Source organism: Brachybacterium sp. AOP43-C2-M15, from assembly GCF_052446295.1.
Taxonomy (GTDB): Bacteria; Actinomycetota; Actinomycetes; order Actinomycetales; family Dermabacteraceae; genus Brachybacterium.
In genome coordinates this window covers 200,160-220,976 of record NZ_JBQSWB010000007.1, presented here as the reverse complement: position 1 = coordinate 220,976, position 20,817 = coordinate 200,160, and the positions used below count along the sequence as shown (strand labels likewise).

The 20,817-nt window shown below is 70.7% G+C and carries 16 protein-coding genes; 4 read left to right on the top strand and 12 right to left on the bottom strand.

What is annotated here, in order from left to right:
* Positions 1-50: 50 nt before the first annotated feature.
* The 12 genes from ACT3SP_RS09860 to ACT3SP_RS09805 all read right to left on the bottom strand — a co-directional run bounded on the left by ACT3SP_RS09860 (position 51) and on the right by ACT3SP_RS09805 (position 16,075).
* Positions 51-941 carry an ABC transporter ATP-binding protein gene (locus ACT3SP_RS09860; RefSeq protein WP_444587108.1) on the bottom strand — a complete coding sequence of 297 codons (891 nt, stop codon included), beginning with the start codon at positions 939-941 and terminating at the stop codon, positions 51-53.
* Entirely contained in the window at positions 938-1,945 is a 1,008-nt protein-coding gene (locus tag ACT3SP_RS09855; RefSeq protein ID WP_444587107.1) for an ABC transporter ATP-binding protein, read from the bottom strand. Before ACT3SP_RS09855 ends, ACT3SP_RS09860 begins: the two co-directional genes overlap by 4 nt.
* Positions 1,938-3,005 (bottom strand): ABC transporter permease, encoded by a 1,068-nt coding sequence (locus tag ACT3SP_RS09850; protein WP_444587106.1) that lies wholly within the window; start codon positions 3,003-3,005, stop codon positions 1,938-1,940. The genes ACT3SP_RS09855 and ACT3SP_RS09850 overlap by 8 nt, the downstream gene beginning before the upstream one ends.
* Positions 3,005-4,075 (bottom strand): ABC transporter permease, encoded by a 1,071-nt coding sequence (locus ACT3SP_RS09845; protein ID WP_444587105.1) that lies wholly within the window; start codon positions 4,073-4,075, stop codon positions 3,005-3,007. The genes ACT3SP_RS09850 and ACT3SP_RS09845 overlap by 1 nt, the downstream gene beginning before the upstream one ends.
* A gap of 79 nt (positions 4,076-4,154) precedes the next feature.
* Positions 4,155-5,789 carry an ABC transporter substrate-binding protein gene (locus ACT3SP_RS09840; RefSeq protein ID WP_444587104.1) on the bottom strand — a complete coding sequence of 545 codons (1,635 nt, stop codon included), beginning with the start codon at positions 5,787-5,789 and terminating at the stop codon, positions 4,155-4,157.
* A 339-nt stretch (positions 5,790-6,128) separates the two neighbouring features.
* The gene (locus ACT3SP_RS09835) at positions 6,129-8,072 is read right to left on the bottom strand and encodes a glycoside hydrolase family 35 protein (RefSeq protein WP_444587103.1); all 1,944 of its coding nucleotides are present in this window, start codon (positions 8,070-8,072) and stop codon (positions 6,129-6,131) included.
* A gap of 157 nt (positions 8,073-8,229) precedes the next feature.
* Positions 8,230-9,960, bottom strand: a complete 1,731-nt coding sequence (locus ACT3SP_RS09830) for an ATP-binding cassette domain-containing protein (RefSeq protein ID WP_444587102.1) — start codon at positions 9,958-9,960, stop codon at positions 8,230-8,232.
* A gap of 84 nt (positions 9,961-10,044) precedes the next feature.
* The gene (locus ACT3SP_RS09825) at positions 10,045-11,244 is read right to left on the bottom strand and encodes a serpin family protein (RefSeq protein WP_444587101.1); all 1,200 of its coding nucleotides are present in this window, start codon (positions 11,242-11,244) and stop codon (positions 10,045-10,047) included.
* A 117-nt stretch (positions 11,245-11,361) separates the two neighbouring features.
* A complete protein-coding gene (locus ACT3SP_RS09820; protein WP_444587100.1) occupies positions 11,362-12,795 on the bottom strand; it encodes a serpin family protein in 1,434 nt (477 codons plus the stop codon).
* A 105-nt stretch (positions 12,796-12,900) separates the two neighbouring features.
* Positions 12,901-13,863, bottom strand: coding sequence for a carbohydrate ABC transporter permease (locus tag ACT3SP_RS09815; RefSeq protein WP_444587099.1), 963 nt, complete (start codon positions 13,861-13,863; stop codon positions 12,901-12,903).
* Entirely contained in the window at positions 13,860-14,744 is an 885-nt protein-coding gene (locus ACT3SP_RS09810) for a carbohydrate ABC transporter permease (RefSeq protein ID WP_444587098.1), read from the bottom strand. The genes ACT3SP_RS09815 and ACT3SP_RS09810 overlap by 4 nt, the downstream gene beginning before the upstream one ends.
* Entirely contained in the window at positions 14,741-16,075 is a 1,335-nt protein-coding gene (locus ACT3SP_RS09805; RefSeq protein WP_444587097.1) for an ABC transporter substrate-binding protein, read from the bottom strand. The genes ACT3SP_RS09810 and ACT3SP_RS09805 overlap by 4 nt, the downstream gene beginning before the upstream one ends.
* 202 nt (positions 16,076-16,277) lie before the next feature.
* On the opposite strand from ACT3SP_RS09805, the gene ACT3SP_RS09800 reads away from it, so the two are divergent.
* The 4 genes from ACT3SP_RS09800 (at position 16,278) to ACT3SP_RS09785 (ending at position 20,765) form a co-directional block, all read left to right on the top strand.
* Positions 16,278-17,801 (top strand): S10 family peptidase, encoded by a 1,524-nt coding sequence (locus ACT3SP_RS09800; RefSeq protein ID WP_444587096.1) that lies wholly within the window; start codon positions 16,278-16,280, stop codon positions 17,799-17,801.
* Between the two features lie 215 nt (positions 17,802-18,016).
* On the top strand, positions 18,017-18,994 hold the full coding sequence (locus ACT3SP_RS09795) for a hypothetical protein (RefSeq protein WP_444587095.1): 978 nt from the start codon (positions 18,017-18,019) through the stop codon (positions 18,992-18,994).
* Between the two features lie 119 nt (positions 18,995-19,113).
* Complete coding sequence (locus ACT3SP_RS09790) at positions 19,114-19,434, top strand: DUF3870 domain-containing protein (protein WP_444587094.1); 321 nt, start codon at positions 19,114-19,116, stop codon at positions 19,432-19,434.
* 179 nt (positions 19,435-19,613) lie between these two features.
* Positions 19,614-20,765, top strand: coding sequence for a DUF819 family protein (locus tag ACT3SP_RS09785; protein WP_444587143.1), 1,152 nt, complete (start codon positions 19,614-19,616; stop codon positions 20,763-20,765).
* The last annotated feature ends 52 nt before the right edge of the window (positions 20,766-20,817 follow it).

Here is a 20,817-nt window from a genome sequence, read left to right as displayed (position 1 = left end):
CTCCCTCGGCTCGTGGGTGCGTGCACGTCCGTTCTCGTGCGAGCAGTCGATCATGCGGAGAGCGGCGAGTCGCCGCGACGGCGTCTCCGCCGCGTGCGGCGTCCCGGATCCGGGGCGGCCGCGATCAGCGTCCTGGTGTAGTCGTGCTGCGGAGAGAGGACCACCTGCTCCGTCTCGCCGAACTCGACCATCGTCCCCTTGTACATCACCGCCATGCGATCGGAGATGTAGCGGGCGCTGGCGATGTCATGGGTGATGTAGAGGATCGCCACCCCCTTCTCGCGGCGCAGCTCGGACAGGAGGTTCAGCACGTCGATGCGGATCGAGACGTCCAGCATCGAGGTGGGTTCATCGGCGAGGATCACCGTCGGGTCCACCGCGAGGGCCCGGGCGATGGAGATGCGCTGACGCTGACCGCCGGAGAGCGCGCTCGGGTAGCGGTCGATGTAGTCCTCCGCCGGGGTCAGGTGGACGGTCTCGAGCAGCTCCAGGGTGCGCTCCTCCACCGCCCGCCGCCCGCGGAGCCCGCTGTGGATCCGCACCGCACGGCCGATGATGTGACGGATCGTCTTGAGCTGGTTCAGGGAGGCGAACGGGTCCTGGAAGATCATCTGGACCTCGCCGTAGTAGTCGCGGGGTCGGACGCTGTCCTTCCCGCGGCCCCGCACCGGCCGACCGGACAGACGGATCTGCCCGGAGTCGATGTCCTGGAAGAGCCCGAGGGCGCGGGCCAGCGTCGTCTTGCCGGAGCCTGACTCGCCCACCAGGGCCACGATCTCCGCCGGCGCGAGGCTCAGGGAGACCGCGTCGCAGGCGGTGACCGTCTGACGGGATCCGTCGCGACCCTTGCCCTCGAAGGTCACGGTCACCTCATGCGCCTCGAGGGCGGCCTCGGCGGCGGGCGGCGCCGGAGGCTGGGCGAGGGAGTCCTGGACGGTCATGACGCCTTCCTCTCCTCGGCCTCGCGGGAGCGGACGTGGCACGCCACCAGCCGCCCCCCGCCGAGGTGCTCGAGCGGCGGATCCACCTGATCGCAGATGTCCTCACGCAGCGTGCAGCGGGGCGCGAAGGGGCATCCCGGCGGCAGGTCCAGGAGGTTCGGCGGCGAGCCGGGGATGCCGGTGAAGGTCCGCTGCGGACCCGTCACCGAGGGGAACGCCGAACGCAGGCCCTCCGCGTACGGGTGCAGACCGCCGTCGACGAGGTCCTCGCCGTCGGCGACCTCGACGAGGCGGCCCGCGTACATGATCGCGATCCTGTCCGCCATCTCCAGCAGCAGGGACAGGTCATGGGTGACGAAGATGATCGCGAAGCCGCGCTCCTCCTGGAGCTGCAGGATCTGCTCGAGGATCTGGCGCTGCATCACGACGTCCACCGCGGTGGTCGGCTCGTCCATCACGACCAGCTCGGGATCGCAGGCCATGGCCAGGGCGATCAGCGAGCGCTGGCGCATCCCGCCCGAGAGCTCATGAGGGTACTTGGTCACCGCATCGCCGGTGATGCCGACCATCTCCAGCAGCTCGACCGCACGGGCCCGGCGCTGCCCCGCGGACAGCCGAGGCTCATGGGCGACCAGGACGTCGTCGAACTGTGCGCCCAGACGCAGCACCGGGTTCAGGCAGGCCATCGCCGACTGCATGACGATCGACAGGTCCACCCAGCGCAACGGTCGGATGCGCTGCTCGGTGACCCGTGCGAGGTCGACGACGGTGCCGTCCTCGCGGTGGTAGCGGACCGCTCCGCCGGCGATCACCGCCGGGGGACGCTGGAGGCGCATCAGGGCGTTCAGCAGGGTCGACTTCCCCGAGGCGGACTCCCCCGCCACACCGAGGATCTCGCCGCGGTGCAGGGTGAAGGAGACCTTGTCGCAGGCTCGGGCGTTGCGGTGCTCGCCCAGGTAGTCCACATCGAGTTCCTCGACGTCGAGCAGGAGGTCGTCAGCCACGGGGGGCTCCCTTCGCATCGGAGGCGGCGGTCGAGGCGGAGCCGACGGTCGGCTCGGCGCCGACGTTCGGGTCGGCACCGGCGTTCGGGTCGGCACCGGCGTTCGGGTCGGCGGCCGCCCCGGTCGCGGTGCCCTGTCCGGCGGTCCTGACGGCCCTGCGCTCGGCGGCGAGCTCGCGGCGACGGCCCTGGTTGAACTCGCGGGTGCGGGCGGCGAGCTTCGCGTTCAGCGCCGGATTCGTGATCTCGTCCAGGCCGAAGTTGACCATCGCGGTGGCGAAGCCGATCAGGGCGATGCAGATGCCGGGCGGCAGGAACCACCACCACAGGCCGCGCAGCAGAGCGCCCTGCTGCTGCGCCTGCCCGATCAGGAGGCCCCAGGAGAGTCCGTTGGTGTTGCCGATCCCGAGGAAGGCCAGACCGGACTCGGCGAGGATCCCCCCGACCAGGGCCGTCAGGAACATCGCCGAGATGATGCCGCCCAGGTGCGGCATGATCTCCACCGCCACGATCCGCCACCGGGACTCGCCGATGCCGCGCAGCGCGGTGGTGAAGTCACGGTTGCGCAGGGAGAGGGTCTGGGCGCGGATCGCCCTGGCGCTGCCCGGCCAGGCCAGCACCCCGATCACGACAGCGATCATGACCAGCCCGGCGTCACGCACGTACCCGGCCAGGATGAACAGCACGGCCATGCTGGGCAGGGTCATCAGCACGTTGACCACGGCCATGGTGACCCGGTCGATGAGGCCCGCGGAGTAGCCCGACCAGGTGCCCACCAGCACGCCGATCACCACGGCGATGGTGCCGGAGACGAATCCGACCACCACCGAGCCCCGGGCACCGATCACGGCCTGCGCGAAGACGTCCTGGCCCACCATGTTGGTGCCCAGCCAGTACTGGGAGCTCGGGGGCTGGGCGAGGTTGTCGTAGTCGACGGCGAGGGGATCGATCCCCAGCACATGGACCACGATCAGCTCCCCGAAGATCGCCAGGAGCACGAAGAACCCCAGGATGCTCAGGCCCAGCCTGACCTTCCAGCTGGCGAGGAATCGACGCAGCATCAGCTCTCCCTTGTCCGCGGATCGAGGATGACGTAGACGGAGTCGGCGATGAAGTTGGCGACCAGCACGGACAGCACCAGCATCAGGAAGATCGTCTGCATCAGCGGGTAGTCCTGCGTGATGATCGACTGCAGGAGGAGCATGCCCACTCCCGGGTAGGTGAAGACGATCTCGGCCAGCACGGTGCCGCCGACGATGCCGCCCATGGCCATGGCCAGATTCGTGACGTTGGGGAGCAGGGCGTTGCGCGCCGCGTAGCGGAACATCACCTGACGCTCCGGCAGGCCCTTGGCCTTGGCCAGCGTCACGAAGTCCTCGGAGATCGTGGTGACCATCATGTTGCGCATGGAGAACAGCCACCCGGCGAAGCCCACCAGGATCAGTGTGAACATCGGCAGCGCCCCGTACTCGAGCACGCTGAGCAGGAAGAAGACGTTGTTGATCTCGAAGGGGACGTCGGGACTGTAGCCGCCGGCGCGGGGGAACCACCCCAGGATGAAGGAGAGCAGCCACAGGATGACCATGCCGATCCAGAACGCCGGGAACGAGGTGAAGAGCTGCGAGGCCGGCGTGAGGACGTTGTCCAGACGCGATCCCGGCTTCCAGCCGACGAACGAGCCCAGCGCGGTGCCGATCACCCAGGCGAGGATCGTGGTGACTCCGGCCAGGAAGATCGTCCAGGGCATGGCCTCGGCGATCAGCTGACCGACCGGGGTCGGATATCGCATCACGGAGATCCCGAAGTCCCCTCGGAGGACGTCGGACACATAGGTGAAGAACTGCTGGAGCAGGTTCTGATCGGGGTCGCCGTACAGCGAGTACAGGGACGAGACCTGCTCGACCGACATCCTGGTGCCCGTCTGCTGCTCGAGCTGACGCACCAGGGCGACCACGGGATCACCGGGGATGAAGCGGGGGATGAAGAAGTTCAGCGCGACGGCCACCAGCGCGGTGGCCAGATAGATGCCCAGACGCTTGCCGAGGAACAGCAGACCGCTGGCTCGTCGCGGCGTTTTCGCCTTCAGCTGGGTGGTGGTCTCGGTGACGCTCACCGTTCCCTCGAGGGACACATCGCCTCCTGGTCAGGGATCCGTAGGGGGCAGGGACGGGTGCGTGGCTCGGCCCCGGAGGGAGCCGTTCCACCCCGGCTCACTGCTTCGGGGTGACGTTCATCAGGGTGAGGATGGCGTCGGCGGGCAGGGTGTTGTTGGGGACGTAGGCCGTCTCCCCCATCGCCGGCCAGTTGTCCCAGCGCGACTTGTTGAAGACCGCCTTCCACCCCGCGGTCGCGGTGGCGATGAACGGGCACTCCTCCGCGAAGATCTCCTGCGCCTCCACGGCGAGCTCCCGGACGCGCTCGACCTCCTCGCCCGGGGGGATCTCGCCGAGGGCGTCGCCGATCTCGGTGAGGCGCTCGTCCTCGAAGTAGCACTCGTTGCCCTGGGCGTTGTCGCCGATCTCCCCCACGAGGCGGGCGTCGAACAGCTTGACGACCTCGGCGATGCTCGACCCGCTCGTGGGACTGGTGGAGAGCATGCCGTACTCGCCGGCCTCCTGGACATCGGTGTAGGGCTGGTCGGCGAGCTGGTTGACCTCGACGTCGAGTCCGAGCCCGGTCTTCCACTGGTCGGTGAGGAGCTGCGCGGTGAGCACCCACTCCGTGTAGGGCTGGTAGACGTCGTGGCGGAGGGTGTAGGTCTCGCCGTCCTTGACGAGCTTGCCGCCCTCGACACTCCATCCCGCGTCGGCCAGCGTCTGCTTGGCGCCCTCGACGTCCTGGGTCTGCTCCTGGTCGGGGGCGAGAAGCTCGGAGTACACCCCGGCGTCGATCCCGGCCTTGGTGGGCACCTCGTAGCCGACCTTCACGGCGTCGGCCGCGGCCTGGAGGTCGAGGGAGTCGCGCAGGGCCCGGCGCACGGCCGGGTCGTCGAAGGGGGCGACCTTGGTGTTGAAGGCGATCCCGGCGCAGGTCCCGGTCGGATAGAACGAGTACTCGTTGTTCTCCGGATCGCGCGCGACGAACTCCTCCTCGCCGTTCTCCCACCCCATGGTGCCGTAGTCGATGTCGCCCTTGATCAGGGCGTCCTTGGAGGCGTCGTCGCTCATGGCGAGGAGCTTGACGGTCTGGACGCCGTTGGAGGCTCCGCCCCAGTAGTCCTCGCGGACCCGCAGCGAGACCTGCTGCGGGGAGAAGGAGTCCAGCACGAAGGCCCCGGTGCCCACCGGCTCGGGGTCGGTGAAGGCGGCCGGGTCCTCGTCCTCCCAGATGTGCTGGGGGACGATGCGGCGCTGGCTGAAGGGGACCAGATCCGTGAAGGAGCTGCTCTCGTAGGTGACCATGACGTGGGTGTCGTCGACGGCCTCGACGGCGGTGAAGGGGTAGTGCGTGTTCGTCTCGCCGTCCAGCACCAGCTGCCAGGTGAACGCGACGTCCTCGGCGGTGAACTGCTCCCCGTCGCTCCAGGTGACGTCGTCGCGCAGGGTGAAGACCAGCTCGGTGCCGTCGTCGTTGAACTCCCACTCCTCGGCGAGGAAGGGCAGCACCACGCCGGCCTCGGTGCGGTCCAGGCACACCAGCGGCTCGTAGAAGAAGGAGGTCCCCGGGGTGACCGCGGTGGCGGTCGGCGAGAACAGGTTGAAGTTCTGGGTCCACTGAGTGCCGCCCCAGCCGGCGATCCGGACCTCGGTGGGCCCGTCCTCACCGCCGCCCTCGCCGGAGGAGCCCCGGTCGAAGCTGCAGCCCGCGGCCGCGAGAGCAGCGGCCGTCGCGACGGATCCGGTCATGAGTGTTCGACGACGGATGTTCATGGGAGTCCTTTCGGGACATTCAGAGCCGTGCATGAGCAACGCCGCACATGCGCTCGGCCGTCGGACGTGGTCGGTCGGCTGACACGGGCCGTCCGGCGGCGGATCGACACGCGTGGTGTTAATCCATTTTCACCAAAGGTAACGGAGACCACTCTTGAGGTCAATGCGGTCCGATCTCGGCCGGGTCTCGATCCGTCCCGGGGACCCTGCGAGCCCGGTCCGGCGGTCGCGCGCCCGATCGTGATCGTGCGGACCGGCCGTCCGGAGGACCCTCCCGTCGTCGAGGGGCCCTCCGGGCAGCGGCGGTGCGGAGGGCTACCGCCCGGCCCGCATGGCCGCGAAGAGGTGCTCCTCGGCGAGCCTCAGCCGCGTCGGCCGCCTCTCGAGGTCCAGCAGCAGCACCTCGTTGCGCCCCGCCCGCACCAGCGGGGACGGGACATAGAGGGTCTGCTGCGGGCCGATGTCCCAGTAGCGCCCCACGCAGAAGCCGTTGACGTAGGCCACGCCGTGGCCGCCGTCGGAGACGTCGAGGAAGGTGTCCGCGGGGGTCTCCACCTCGAAGGAGCCCCCGACCAGCACCGGCAGGGCGTCGGCGTCCGCCCCCTCGTCCCGCGCCCCTCCGTCGACCGTTTCTCCGTCGACCGCTCCTGCGGCCCCGCCCCTGCGCCCGACCTCGAGCGGCGGTGCCGCGGCGAGCTGGGCGGCGAGCTCGGCGCCCATCTCCTCGAGCGGCCAGGCATCGGCCTCCCAGTCGTTGAGGTAGCGGATGGTCTGCCACACGCCGCCGAGGATGCCCTTGCGCTCGCCCAGCCGCGGCCCGAAGTTCACCCGGCCCAGGTTCTCGACCAGGATGTCCACCCGCACGGTGCGGTGGCCGCCGTCGGGCAGCAGACGTTCGAGGTGAGGGGTGAGCTCGACCGTGGCCGGGTCGGTCTCGCGCACTTCGTTCCCGACCACGCCCGCCGCACCGACGGCGATCCCGTCGACGTACACCCAGGCACGATCGTGCAGGTCGTAGAGCTTCAGCGGGGAGATCGTGCGGGCACCGTCGCGCTCCGTCACGGCGATCTCGATCTCCCGGGAGAGCCGCAGCAGGCCCCGCTCGAGGCCGAGGTCCTCGAAGGACGGCGGGGTGGGGTGCACCTCGGCGGAGCGGGTGAAGCGATCGAGGCCGCGCACGGAGGCGACCTTCTCGATCGCGACCTCCGCGGAAGGCAGGGTCGCCGGCTGCGCGCTCAGGCCCAGCTGCGCGAGATGCTCCTCGTAGGGGGGCAGCTCGACGTGCTCGGCGATCACCTCGCGGAAGGCCCGGAACTTCTCGGTCAGCGCCCCGTTCTCGGCGATCGGGGCGTCGTAGTCGTAGCTGGTGGTGGTGGGCTGGAGGGCTCCGTCGTGGTTGGCGCCGGCGAGCAGGCCGAAGTTGGTGCCGCCGTGGGCCATGTAGAAGTTGACGCTCATGCCGTGGTCCAGCATGTCCGAGAGCTCGGCCGCGGCGTTCCCGCCGGTGCGCTCATGGTGCTCCTCGCCCCAGTGGTCGAACCAGCCGTTCCAGAACTCCATGCACATCTGCGGCTGGTCGGGCAGCTCCCGCCGTGCCATCTCGAGCACCTGGAGGGTGCGCGAGCCGAAGTTCACGGTGCCCAGCGCGCCCTCGACCGTGCCGCCGGTGAGCCACGTGCGGGCGGGGCCGTCGGAGGTGACCAGCAGCTCCTCGATCCCGCGCTCGCGCAGGCCGTCGCGCAGGTGCTCGAGATAGGCGGTGTCGTCGCCGAAGCTGCCGTACTCGTTCTCGACCTGGACCATCACGACCCTCCCGCCGCGGCCGGACTGGCGCTCGGCGATCACCGGGACGAGCTGGTCGAACCACTCGTCCACCAGCTCGAGGTAGGCAGGGTTGCGGTTGCGCAGGCGCAGGTTGCGGTCGGCGAGGACCCAGCCGGGGAACCCGCCGTTCTCCCACTCCGCGCAGATGTAGGGCCCGGGGCGCACGATGGCGTCCAGGCCCTCCTCGGCGGCGATGTCGAGGAATCGCCCCAGGTCCGCGAAGCCCTCGAAGGTGGTCACGCCACGGGCGGGCTGGTGCAGGTTCCAGGCGACGTAGGTCTCCACGGAGTTGCAGCCCATCGCGACCAGGCGGCGCAGACGATCGCGCCACTGCTCGGGGTGGACGCGGAAGTAGTGGAGGGCGCCGGAGATCACCAGGTGCGGCTCCCCGTCGCGGAGGAACCCGTCGGGCGTGGGCGTGAGCAGGGCGGGCATCGTCGTCGATCCTCTCGGTGAAACGGTTTACTCCATTGTGGCACCGACGCCGCCGTCGGGGGCCGTGCCGACAGGCCCGCATCGACAGGCCCGCGCCGACAGAGCCACACCGACAGGCCCGCGCCGACAGCGCCGACCTGCCGCGGCCCTCAGCCCGTCAGGCCGCCTGCTCGGCGAAGATCTCCGCGAAGCGTCCTCCGCGCACGAGCAGCTCGTCGTAGCGGCCGCGCTCGACCACCCGCCCCTCGTCGACCACCAGGATCTCGTCCATCCCCCGCAGGGTCCAGGCGCGGTGGGAGACGACGATGGTGATGCGGCGGTGCTTCGAGCGCTGCAGCTCGCGGAAGATGTCCTGCTCCGCCTCGGCGTCGATCGCGCTGGTGGGCTCGTCGAGGATCCAGATCGGGGCGGAGCGCAGATGGATGCGGGCGAGCGAGAGCCGCTGCCACTGCCCGCCGGACAGGCCCACGCCGCCCTCCCACTGGGAGCCCAGCTGCTGGTCGAGGCCGTCGGCGAAGCCGCGCACCATCCCCGCGGCGTTCGCGGCCTCGAGCGCGGCCCACAGCTCCTCCTCGCCCACGTCGGTGCGCGGGGTGCCCAGCAGCAGCGACTCGCGCACCGTGAGCTCGTAGCGGCCGAACTCCTGGGTGAGGGTGCCGAAGTGGCCCACCCATTCCTGGAAGGGCATGTCCTCCCGGGTGCGGCCGTCGATCGCGATCCTGCCCTGCCGCGGTTCCAGGGTCCCCACGATCGCGTTGACGGAGGTGGTCTTGCCGGCGCCGTTGACCCCCACCAGGGCGACGATGCTGCCCTTGTCGATCCGCAGGTCGAGACCCACCAGGGAGGGCTCCTCCTTGCCGTCGTAGGTATGGGAGACGCCCGTGACGGTGAGGGAGCGCGCGTCCTCGGCGATGACGGGCTCCCGGGACTCGCGGCGCATGCCCAGCAGCTTCCGGTAGCGCTCGAACGGGGCTCCGCCCTCGACGATCTGGCCGAGGTTCGTGCCCAGGGAGCCGACCGCCGCCATCGCGGCCATCACCCCGTACACCCCGCCGGCGGCGGCGGGACCGTAGTTCACTCCCACGACGAGGGCGCCGAGCGCCCCGGCCAGCAGCAGCGAGGTCGCCGCGCCCGCGAGCAGCCGCCAGGTCAGCATGGGGAGATAGGTCTGCGCCTTGCGATCGGTGATGCGGCCGACGGTCGCCGCCACCTGGGAGGAGATCTGCCCGGTGGCGCCCAGCGAGGTCAGCTCGATCGAGGGCGCCGTGGTGACCAGGTGCTGGTGGAGGTAGCGGGAGCGCCAGTAGAGCTTGCCGACGTCGTCCCACATCCGGGAGTTGATGCGGGTGATGCGCTGCGAGGCCACCAGCATCGGGACCAGCGAGACGAGCACGAACACCGCCGCCAGCGGGCTCATGGTGGCCAGGGTGAGGAACACGCCGACCACGGAGAGGATGTCGCGCAGCAGGCTCAGCACGAAGGGGTAGAGGAAGGACAGCTCGTCCTCCGCGGCCTTGTTGCCGGCCTCGATGTCCGCCGCGGCGCCCGGGTCGGCGAGCACGGTGGGCGGCAGGGTCGACAGCGCCCCGGCGACCTCCTTCTTCGCGCGCAGCCCGATGAGGTCCACCACGCGCCACTGCAGGGTGCCCACGATCGCCTCGACGGGCCCGGTGAACGCGATCAGCAGCACGAGGCCCGCGAAGGGGGCGGCGACGTCGGAGAAGCGGTCCGCCCCGGTGAGGGTGCGGACGAACTCCGCCATCAGCACCACCTGCAGCGAGGGCACCGCGGCGACGAGCAGGCTCAGGACCGCGGCGGCGGCGACCATCCGCGGCTGCGCCGCCCATCCCTGCCGGATGCTCCAGACCCCCACCGCGAAGATGCTCACCACCAGAACCTTTCACAGGGGGCCGACGCTCGCACGGGGATTACCGGGATCCGCACCCTCCGTGACAGGCCCCGACGGGGCGGGTCACCGCGTGAGCGCCGGATCCCCGATCCAGCCGGCGACCAGCGGGGCGAGCGCGCGCGTCTCGTAGGCGACCAGCAGGAACGGGGCGTCGACCACGAGGCGGCGCCGCGGGGGCGCCGGGGCGGAGAGGCGGGTCAGCAGGGCGGTCGCGGCGGCGGCCTCCATCCCGTGCTCGTCGATCGTCATCACGGCCTTGTGCAGGACGAGCGAGAGGAACCAGTCCGCACCCTCGGCGACGCCGGAGAAGTCGGCACCGGGGGTGAAGGGCTCGGTGAGGCCGAGCTGCTGCAGGGGGCCGTTGAGCTCCTCCTCCCAGGCGACGTCGACGCCCGGGAGCGTGAGCTCCACGCGCTCGTGCGAGACGGCGAGGGACGCGAGCAGGGCGGCGAGGCCGGACCCTGCCTCGGCCGGGCCTCCTGTCCCGTCGTCGGCCGGACGCTCGGCGGCGTCGGCCCAGGCCTCGAGCACCTCGGGGACGCCGACGGTCGGGGCGATCACGGCGAGCGCGAGCTCCCCGCCCGCCGTGGGCAGCGCGGTGGCGCGGCAGTGCTCGTCCTCGTACCAGCCGGCACCCGTCCCGCGGAGCATCTCCAGCTCGCGGACCTCGCCTCCCGCGGTGGTGAAGGCGCCGGGAGCGCGGGTCAACGGCGTGGGCCAGGCGGCCCTCAGGTGCAGGGCGCTGACCAGCACCAGGCGCTCGCGGGCGGTGAGGGCGCCGGCGGGGACGAGGTCCTCGATCAGGCCGTCGGTGCGGGCTGCGACCCAGTCGTTGATCTCCCGGCGACCGGCCTCGCGAGCGGTGTCGTCGGTGAGGTCGAGCTCCCCGAGCGCGCTGCCGAAGCGGTCGGCCAGCAGCTCGCGGTACTCGGGGCGCACCGCGAGGCCCTGGTGCGCCCAGGCGCCGCCGACGAGGCTCGCGCGCGCCGGCTCGGGACCGGAGGCGTTCCCGCGGGAGCGCTCCTGCTCCCCCACCGCGGCGAGCAGCTCCCGCAGCTCCTGCGCCGTGCGGGCGAGCTCCTCGGCGTCCGCGCCGAGCACCTGCTCGAGCTGTTCGCGGGTGGTCCCGGCGGCGCCGAGCCCTGCCATGGTGAGGGCGACCTGCACGGACAGCGGGGAGCAGACGGCGTTGACCGGGGCGCGGTCCAGGCCGGCGAGCAGGCGAGCGGTGAAGGCGGTGCAGGTGCTGTGGGCGGTGGGCATCGGTCCATCCAATCCGGGGACGGACGACGGGGCAAGCGGGGCACCCGCGCACGGGGCACGCGGCGCGGGGGCACGCGGCGCGGGGGCAGAGCGCGCCCCACCCCCTGGCCGGGCCTCTCAGCGGGTCTGCGTCGGGTCCCCGATCCAACCGACCACCAGCGGGGCGAGCGTCGAGCGCTCGTAGGCGACGACCAGGAACGGGGCGTCGAGCACGAGCTCCTGATCGGGGACCTGGGCCGAGGTCTCGGAGGCGATGACCGCGGTCGCCGCCGCGGCCTCCATCCCCTCCTCGTCGATCATGATCACGGCCTTCTGCAGCACCTCGTCGATCACGAGGTCCTGTGCACCGGTCACGCCGGAGAAGTCCGCGTCGTCGTCGAAGGCGGCGGTCATCCCGAGCCCCTGCAGCGTCTCCTTCAGCGACTCCTCCCAGGAGATGTCGAAAGCAGGCACGGTCAGCTGCACCGAGGCCTGCGACTCCTCGAGGCCGGCCAGCACCGCGCCGAGGCCGGAGGCGGCGTCGTCGGCGTCCTGCGCCCAGGCGTCGAGCACCTCGGGCAGCTCCCCCGCCGGCTGCACGAGCGCGAGCGCGAGATCCTCGCCGTAGGTGTCCAGGGAGGTCGCCCGGCACAGCTCGTCCTCGAACCAGGTCGTGGTCGCGCTCTGGAGCATCTCGGCGCTGCGCTCCTCGCCGTCCGCGGTGGTGAAGGTGCCTCCGGTCGTGGTGAGGGTGTCCTGCCAGGCGGCACGCAGGTGCAGGGCGTTGACCAGCACGAGGCGGGTGTCGGCGCGGAGGATGCCCTCGGGGATGAGCTCCTCGATGAGGTCCTCGGTGTTCTCGGCGACCCAGCCGTTGATCTCCTCGCGGGCCTCCTCGCGCGCGGTCTCCTCGGTGAAGTCCGCCTCGAACAGACCGCTGCCGAACCAGGTGGCGAGATCCTCGAGGAAGGGCTCCTGGACCTCCATGCCCTCCTGCAGCCAGGTCCCGTTCACCAGGGAGGCCACGGCCGGCGCGGGGGCCTCCTCGTCCGCGGCCTCCCGCTCCTCGTCGCCCACCGCGGCCAGCAGCTGCGAGAGCGTGTTGGCACTCGCGGCGAGGTCCTCCATGCTCCCGCCGAGCACGTCCTCCATCTGGGCGAGGGTGTCCCCCGCCGCGCCCATCCCGATCATGGTGAGGGCGACCTGCGCGGACAGCGGGGAGCACACGGCGTTGACCGGTTCACGGTCGATCGCGCCGAGCAGGGCCGCGGAGAAGGGGATCACGAGCTCGCCCGCACCCTCGGGCGGGCCGGGCTCGGCGCGGTCGACCTCGGCGCGCAGGTCCGGCTCGGTCCCCGTCTCCTGACCCTCCTCGCCCCCGCAGGCGACGAGGCCCGCCCCGACCAGAGGCGCCATCGCCCCGGCGGCGAGCAGGCGGCGCCGGGGAAGGGCACCGCCGGGACGCGGGCCGCCGGGGAGCGGGCTGGACGAGACAGGACGGGACGAGACGGGACGGGAGGACACAGGGCTGGACGGGAGCCGTCGGCGGGCGCGGGTGGCGTCGATGCTCATCCCCCCATCGAAGGGGGTCGGGCGGTCTCGGCGCAAGGCCCGCGCCGCCGACGGGACACCGACCGGGCACCGACCGGGCGGCGCCCGGTCGGTGCCCGGGGGTGCTCAGCCCTTGACCGACCCCTCCGTCAGGCCGCCGCGCCAGAAGCGCTGCAGCACCAGGATGAGGATCGCCAGCGGGATCACGGACAGCAGGGCGCCTCCGGTGGTGAGCTGGTAGAACTCCGGCAGCCGGTCGGTCTGTGCACGCCAGTTGTCCAGGCCCAGGGTGATCGGGTACAGCCGCTCGTCGGCCAGCATCACCAGCGGCAGCATGTAGTTGTTCCAGATCGCGACGAACTGGAACAGCACGATGGTCACCACGGCCGGGGTGAGCTGCGGCAGGGCGAGCTTGTGGAACAGCCCGATCTCCCCGACGCCGTCGATCCGGCCCGCCTCCAGCAGCTCGTCCGGCACCGCGGCGCTCGCGTAGATCGAGGCCAGGAACAGGCCGAAGGGGCTCACCAGCGAGGGGATCAGCACCGCCCAGTAGGTGTTGGTGATCCCGAGGGAGCTGAACAGGAAGAACAGCGGCAGGGCGACCGCGGTGCCCGGCACGAGCACACCGCCCAGGACCAGCCCGTACACGACGCGCCGGCCGGGGAAGCGGTACTTGGCCAGGGCGTACCCGGCGGCGACCGCGAAGTAGGTGGCCAGCACGGAGCCGACGCCCGAGTAGATCAGTGAGTTGACCGCCCAGCGCGGGAAGATGCCGCCGTTGGCGGTCAGCACCGCGCGGAGGTTCTCGATCAGCTGGAAGTTCTCGCCGAACCAGAAGCCGTTGGTGGCGAACAGGTCCTCGGTGGACTTGGTGGCATTGATGACCACCCAGTACACGGGGACCAGGAAGTACAGGGCCACGAGCACCAGCACGGTGGTGACGATGATCGTGGTGGTGGGCTTGCGGCCCGCATCGCGACTGCCGGCGCGCCCGTCGTCCTTCGGTGCCCGCGGCGGCCTGCCGGAGGCTCCGCGACGCCCGGCGGGCCGCGTGGTGTCCTCGAGGTGTGCGGTGTCGGTGGTGTTCATCGGCGCTTCTCCGTCCAGTTGGAGATTCCCAGCGCGATCGCCGAGAGGAGGAAGGCGGAGACCGCGATGATCACGGACTGCGCCGCCGCCATGCCGATGTCGTTGTACTGGAACGCAAAGGCGTAGGCGGCCATGTTCGGGGTGTACTCGGAGGTGATCCCGGCGCTCATGGTCTGCAGCAGCCGCGGCTCGGCGAACAGCTGCAGGGTGCCGATGATCGAGAAGATGATGGTCAGCATCAGGGCCGGCCGGATCAGCGGGAGCTGGATCGAGGTGGCCACGCGGAAGGAGCTGGCGCCGTCGATCTTCGCGGCCTCGTACAGCTCACCGGGGATCGACTTCAGCTGCGCGATGATGATCAGCATGTTGTAGCCGGTGTAGGTCCAGGTCACGATGTTCGCGATCGACCACAGCACCATCTCCGGAGCCAGGAAGTCGATGTCGATGCCGACGATCCCGAGGGCGTCCACGATCGGCGAGAGCCCGGGGATGTACAGGAAGGACCACAGGATCGTGGCGATGACGCCGGGGATCCCGTAGGGCAGGAAGTAGGTGGCGCGGAAGAACCCGGGCCACTTCGCCGAGGCGCTCTCGAGCAGCAGCGCCAGCAGGGTCGCGGCCACGATCATCACGGTCACCTGCACGATCCCGAACAGGATCATGCGCCCGATGGCCTCGATGAAGTTGGCGTTGCTCAGTGCGGCGACGTAGTTGTCGAACCAGGCGAAGGTGTTGGTCAGTCCGCCCTCGCCGAGCAGACCGGAGCGCTCGACGCTCGTGAAGCTGTAGCCGATCGCCATGAGGATCGGGATGATCATGGTGCCGACGAAGAGCACCAGGAAGGGTGTCAGGAGCATCCAGGGAGCTGTCTTCGACCTCATCGTGCCTCCTCCGCGTCGAGTCCCATGTCCTGCATGATCGAGACGATCTCCGTCTGCGCCTGCGCGAACATGTCCGCCAGGGGCACCGCGCCGCTGACGGCGTTGGTCATGCCGTCGCCGATGATGGCCTGCGCGCGCTGCATCAGCGGCGCCCAGGTCCACTCGAGGTTCTGGCCCTCGGCCATCGGGACGATCACCTCTTCGTTGTAGTTCTGGTCGGAGAAGAACTCGGAGGGCTGCTGGCGGATCTCGCCGATGTAGTCGGCGGCCGGGGACCAGCCGATGCCGGAGAACTCGATCATCGCGTCGATCCCGGCGGGGTCGGTGCACATCCAGGTGAGGAACTCGAGCGCCTCGGCGGGGTGCTGCGCATTGGCCAGGACGGCGGCCGAGGAGCCGCCGTGGCCGCCCGAGGCGTATCCGTCCTCCCAGGTCGGCATCGGGGCGACGGCCCACTTCCCGGAGCCGTCGGGGACGGTCTCGTTGAGGGCGTCGGACCACGAACCCGAGATGGAGGCGAGCACGTCGCCGCGTCCCGCCGCCGCGTACCAGGGCGTCGTGTAGGAGCCGTAGCCGGTGCCGATGATGCCGTCGGCCAGGATGCCGTCCCAGAAATCGGCGACCCGCATGGACGCCTCGTCGGTCATGTCGACGACCCAGCCCTCGCCCTCGGGACGGAACCAGGTCGCGCCGGACTGCATCACCCAGCCGATCGGGTGGGAGCCGTCGGAGGGGTCGAGGCTGATGAGGTTCTTGCCCGCCTCGGAGACGGCCCCGGCCACGTCGCGGAACTCCTCCCAGGTGGTGGGGACCTCGAGCCCGAGCTCGCCCTCGAGGACCTCGCGGTTGTAGAAGGTCGCCATGGGCCCGGTGTCCTGCGGGACGGCCCAGAACGAGTCGCCCACCTTGACCTGGCTGATGGCGCCGGGGTCGAAGGCCTCCTCCTGGTCGCCGAAGCCGTAGCGGGTGAGGTCCGTGATCGCCCCGGCGAGGGCGAACTCCGGGACCTGGCGCAGCTCGACCTGGGCGATGTCGGGACCGCCGCCGGCGGCGACCGCCGACAGGATCTTCGCGTACCCGCCGGTGTTGCCGCCGGGGATCCAAGTGGTCTCGACGCGGATCCGGTCCTGGGACGCGTTGAACACGTCGGCGACCTTCTGGAGGTCCTTGAGCCAGGCCCAGTAGGTGATGGTGACGGGCCCCTGAGCCGCAGGGATCGTCGGTTCGGCGTTGACGGCCCCGGTGTTCGGGGGTGCGCACGCGGCGAGGCCGGCGGCGAGCGCCGCGCCACCTCCCGCGAGCGCGGATCGTCGTGACAGGTGTGGACTCATCGCTCTCCTCATCGCTCCTCGTCATTGAGCTCCCCGTGAGGGTAACCCGGGGGCGGCATTGCTCAGATCACGGTTCGTGAACGTTCACGCCCCGGCGGGGCCAGCATCGCACACCACGCCTGAGCGCGCATCGTCCGCCCGCCCGGCCCTTCCGCTCCCGCGTAGCATCGACGCCGACGCCGCACCGATCGAAGGAGCCCGAGTGAACGCCGAGCACACCGCCCCCGCCGACGCCGAGAAGGCAGGGGCCACCGGCCCGAGCACGGGCGCCGGGACGCCCGAGACCCCCGAGGATTCCCTGGTCACGACACTGCACTCGCTGTCTTTGCCCGACGGCCCGCTGGACTACACCGCGACCACCGGCACGGTCGTGCTGACGGAGGAGCCCGAGGGCGAGGAGTACGGGCGCGGCGCCGCCCATGCGGAGATGTTCTCCGTCTCCTACGTCGCGCAGAACCGGGGCGAGGGCCCGCGTCCGGTGATGTTCGCCTTCAACGGCGGGCCCGGCGCCTCCACGGTGTGGCTGCACCTTGGCCTGCTGGGGCCGCGCCGCGTGGACTCCGGGGACGCCGGCTCCCCGGCCGCCCCTCCGCACCGCCTGCTCGACAACCACGAGACGATCCTGCAGGACGCCGACCTCGTGGTGGTCGACGCGATGACCACGGGCTACTCCCGTCCCGCGCCCGGGCAGAAGCCGGCCCGCCACCACGGACTGGCCGAGGACCGCGACCTGATCGCCTCCTTCGTCATCGACTGGCTGACCCGCCACCGGCGCTGGACCTCCCCGATCTACCTGGCGGGCGAGTCCTACGGCACCACCCGCGCCTCCGCGGTGGCCGCGCGCCTCATGGACCGCTACTACGTGGCGGTGGCCGGGATCGCGCTGATCTCCCCGGTGCTCGACTTCGGCACCATCCGCTTCGACGCCGGCAACGACCGCCCCTTCCTGCACTACCTGCCCACCTATGCCGCGATCGCGCATGCGCACGGCAAGCACGAGGGGCGGCTCCTGCAGGACGTCGTGGACGAGGCCGAGGCCTTCGCCGAGCAGGAGTACCCGGCGCTGCTGGCGGCCGGCCTGCGGCTCGCCCCGGAGCAGAAGGCGGAGGCGGCCGCGCGCATCGGCGCGCTGATCGGGGTGGACCCGGCGTGGGTGGAGCGAGCGGATCTGCGCGTCGAGCACATGGCGTTCCTCGCCGAGCTGCTGCGAGAGGAGGGCCTGGTCACCGGTCGGATCGACGGACGCTTCACGGCTCCGGCGGGCAACGGCAACGCGGGCCGGATGGAGACCGATCCGTCGATCGACCAGCTCGCCCCCTCCTACACCGCGACGATCAACCAGTACCTGCGCGGGGAGCTCGACTTCTCCTCCGACGTGGTCTACGAGATCATGTCGGGCCGGGTGCATCCGTGGAGCTACAAGGACTTCGAGGGCCGCTCGGCGGAGGTCGCCTCGGACCTCTCCCGCCTGCTGCGGAAGTCCCCGCACACCCGCGTGCTGGTCTCCCACGGCTATCACGACGCCGCCACGCCGTTCCATGCGAGCGAGCACGTGCTCGCGCAGCTGGCGATCCCGCGCGAGGACTACAGCGAGCGGATCCGCGTCGAGTACTACGAGGCGGGGCACATGATGTACTGCCACGAGCCCAGTCGGCTCGCGCTCTCGCAGCACCTGTCCGAGTGGGTCACCGGCGCCGGAGCCGACGAGGGGTCGGAGGTCGGCTGACGCGCACCGGCCCGACGCCGGGCGGTCGACGCCCTCGCCGCGGCCCGTGCCCGTCGGGGACGGCCACGGGCCGGGAAACCCTCGATGAACACTGGGGAATCGCCCGCCACCGATTGCCCCGTGTGATCTGAGTCGCTACGGTCTATGCGGAACGGTTCACACCCACAACCCTCGTCGGCGCCCAGAGTCGGGCTCGACGGCACTAGGAGCTCGACGTGCGCACCATCTCACGATCTGCCATCGCCCTGTCCACCATGGCCCTCGCCTCCGCCGGTCTCGCCCTCGGCGCCGGCTCCGCGAGCGCCGCGCTGACCACCTACTGCGACGGCGATGCGGCCGACGTGACCGTCCCTGGCGACCTGGTGGTCGCCAAGGACAAGTCCTGCGTCCTCACCGGCGTCACCATCGAGGGCGAGGTCCGGGTGCAGGCGGGCGCCGACCTCCTGATCACGGATTCGAGCGTCGCCGACCGCGTGGTCGTCCAGGCCGACGGCTACTTCGACTCCACCGGCTCCGAGGTGGGAGCCAACGTCGTCTCCAACGGCGGATACGGCGTGTACCTCGACGACTCCACCGTCGCCGGCAGCTACGTGGGCCGCGCGGGCGAGGATGCGGATCCGTTCCTCTACTCCTACGACACCGCGATCGACGGCCGGGTCGCCGTCGAGCAGGGCATCCTGCACCTGCAGACCGTGACCGTCGGCGGCGCTCTGACGAGTGAGAACTCGCAGTACACCGACGTCATCGACTCGACCGTCAGCCGCGACCTCACGGTCACGGGCGCTGCCGAGGGCTCGGCCCTGTGCGGCAGCGAGGTCGACGGCGCGGCGACCTACACCGCGAACGTCGGCGTGCAGATCGGCACCGGTGGCAATCTGATCGACTGCGAGGACACCAACTACCTCGGCGGTGACGTGACCGTCTCGGACAACACCGGCGGGGTGGACGTCAGCGGCAACATCGTGCGCGGCGACCTCGCCGGCGAGGGCAACGACCCCGCGCCCACCGGGGCCGACAACCGCGTGCGCGGCGAGTCCTCCGGCCAGTTCGCCGACCTCGCCCCGGCCGCGTCGACGATGTCCGCCCAGTCCTCGACCAAGGAGCACGCCAAGGAGCTCGACGCCCAGCGCGAGGAGCGCCGTGCCGCGGCCGAGGACGCGGCCGAGCTCTCGGGTCCCGCGAACCTGCGCTGACCCCCGATGCCGCGTCGGCCCCCGGGCCGGCGACGACCACCGCGACCCCGGGCCGGAGACCTCTCCGGCCCGGGGTCGCCCCGTTCCGGTCCACGAGGACCCGACCCCGAGGACCTCCCATGGCGCACACGATCTACCTCACCGGGGAGGCGAAGTCCCCGACCAACAATCCGATCACCTCGCAATGGGGACTTTTCTTCATCGGCCTCGTGATCGATACTGAGACGCACGTCATCCGCGCAGCGGACTGCACCGCCACCCTGGCGCTCACGGTCGAGTTCGTCCGCGAGCTCCTGGTGGGGCGGTCCTTGCTCGAGGACGACGCGCTGGTGGAGTCGATCACCGACAGGTACCACGGGTCCTCGCAGCGGGCGCTCGCCGCCGCAGTGCGCAGCGCCGCCGCGAAGTACCGCGACTTGTCGGCCGGCCCCACCGGGTGAGGGCATGACCCGATAACCGCATACCCGTTGCCGCCCGCCCGGAACCTCACCGAACCGGATCCCGTCGGAAGCACCGCGACCGCACCTCGTCCGAGGTGGCGGCCCTCGGTGCTTCCGATTTTTTCGTCCCCACCGGGATCCGGAGGGCGGTGACTTCCCCTTCGAACGAGGAGTACCCCGTGATCACCGACGGACTGCTCATGCTCGGCGTCCTGCTGGCGCTGTCGTGCGTGCTGATCGTGCTCGAGCGCACGACCGGCTGGAAGCTGTTCAAGTTCGTGCCCGGCATGGTGCTGATGTACCTGCTGTGCGCAACCCTGAACACGATCGGGGTGTTCGGCCAGGACGATGCCACCCGCGAGCCGATCGCCCAGGTCAAGGACGTGCTGCTGCCCGCGATGATCTTCCTGTTCCTGTTCGGCTGCGACCTGCGGAAGATCATCCGCCTGGGCCCGAAGCTGCTGCTGACCTTCTTCGTCGCCGCCGCCTCGCTCTCGGCCGGCATGATCATCGTCTACGCGGCTTTCCAGAACGCCGTCCACAGCGAGGCGTGGAAGGTGTTCGGCGCCCTGCTGGCCTCCTGGACTGGCGGCAGCGCGAACATGGTCGCCGTGCAGGACATCCTGCAGGCCCCGGAGAACATCTTCGGCTACGCGCTGATCACCGACACCATCGGCTACTCGGTGTGGCTGATGCTGATGTTCGCCTCGGTCGCGGTCTCCCCGAGATTCAACAAGTGGACGAAGGCCGACACCACCTACCTCGACTCCCATTCCGGGACGCTCGAGGAGGAGAAGCGCCCGGTCACGGTCGCCTCGCTGTCCATCGTCGTGTTCGGCGCGATCTTCGTCTCGACCCTGTCGATCTGGATCGGCGAGCTGCTCCCGGAGTACGGGGAGGTCGTCAACGGCACCACGTGGTCGATCCTCATCGTCTCCCTGCTCGGTCTGGTCGTGGCCGTCACCCCGCTGGGGAAGACGGCCGGTTCGAGCGAGGTCGCGACCCTGATGCTGTTCGTGGTGATCGGCCAGATCGCCTCCGGCTCGGACTTCTCCGCCCTCACCCAGGCACCGATCTACTTGCTGATGGGCGCGCTGGTGCTGATCTTCCACGCCGCCGTGATGCTGGTCTACGCGAAGCTCACCCGGACCGAGCTGTTCTCCCTCGCGGTGGCCTCCACCGCGAACGTGGGCGGCATCGCCTCGGCGCCTGTCGTGGCCGCGGCCTTCAACCGCCAGCTGGTCCCGGTCGGTGTGCTCTACGCGCTGATCGGCTCGTTCATGGGCACCTTCGTGGGGCTCGCCGCCGCCAAACTGATGTCGATGCTGTGAGCGGGGCCGACGCGATGAGGGCCGACGGCGCGCGTGCGCCGTCGACGACGGG

What these genes read in the sequence shown, in the direction of transcription:
- ACT3SP_RS09790 (WP_444587094.1), top strand. Translation starts at nt 19,114, where the DNA reads ATGGCGCACACGATCTACCTCACCGGGGAGGCGAAGTCCCCGACCAAC.
- ACT3SP_RS09840 (WP_444587104.1), bottom strand. Translation starts at nt 5,789, where the DNA reads ATGACCGGATCCGTCGCGACGGCCGCTGCTCTCGCGGCCGCGGGCTGC.
- ACT3SP_RS09860 (WP_444587108.1), bottom strand. Translation starts at nt 941, where the DNA reads ATGACCGTCCAGGACTCCCTCGCCCAGCCTCCGGCGCCGCCCGCCGCC.
- ACT3SP_RS09810 (WP_444587098.1), bottom strand. Translation starts at nt 14,744, where the DNA reads ATGAGGTCGAAGACAGCTCCCTGGATGCTCCTGACACCCTTCCTGGTG.
- ACT3SP_RS09805 (WP_444587097.1), bottom strand. Translation starts at nt 16,075, where the DNA reads ATGAGTCCACACCTGTCACGACGATCCGCGCTCGCGGGAGGTGGCGCG.
- ACT3SP_RS09815 (WP_444587099.1), bottom strand. Translation starts at nt 13,863, where the DNA reads ATGAACACCACCGACACCGCACACCTCGAGGACACCACGCGGCCCGCC.
- ACT3SP_RS09825 (WP_444587101.1), bottom strand. Translation starts at nt 11,244, where the DNA reads ATGCCCACCGCCCACAGCACCTGCACCGCCTTCACCGCTCGCCTGCTC.
- ACT3SP_RS09850 (WP_444587106.1), bottom strand. Translation starts at nt 3,005, where the DNA reads ATGCTGCGTCGATTCCTCGCCAGCTGGAAGGTCAGGCTGGGCCTGAGC.
- ACT3SP_RS09835 (WP_444587103.1), bottom strand. Translation starts at nt 8,072, where the DNA reads ATGCCCGCCCTGCTCACGCCCACGCCCGACGGGTTCCTCCGCGACGGG.
- ACT3SP_RS09820 (WP_444587100.1), bottom strand. Translation starts at nt 12,795, where the DNA reads ATGAGCATCGACGCCACCCGCGCCCGCCGACGGCTCCCGTCCAGCCCT.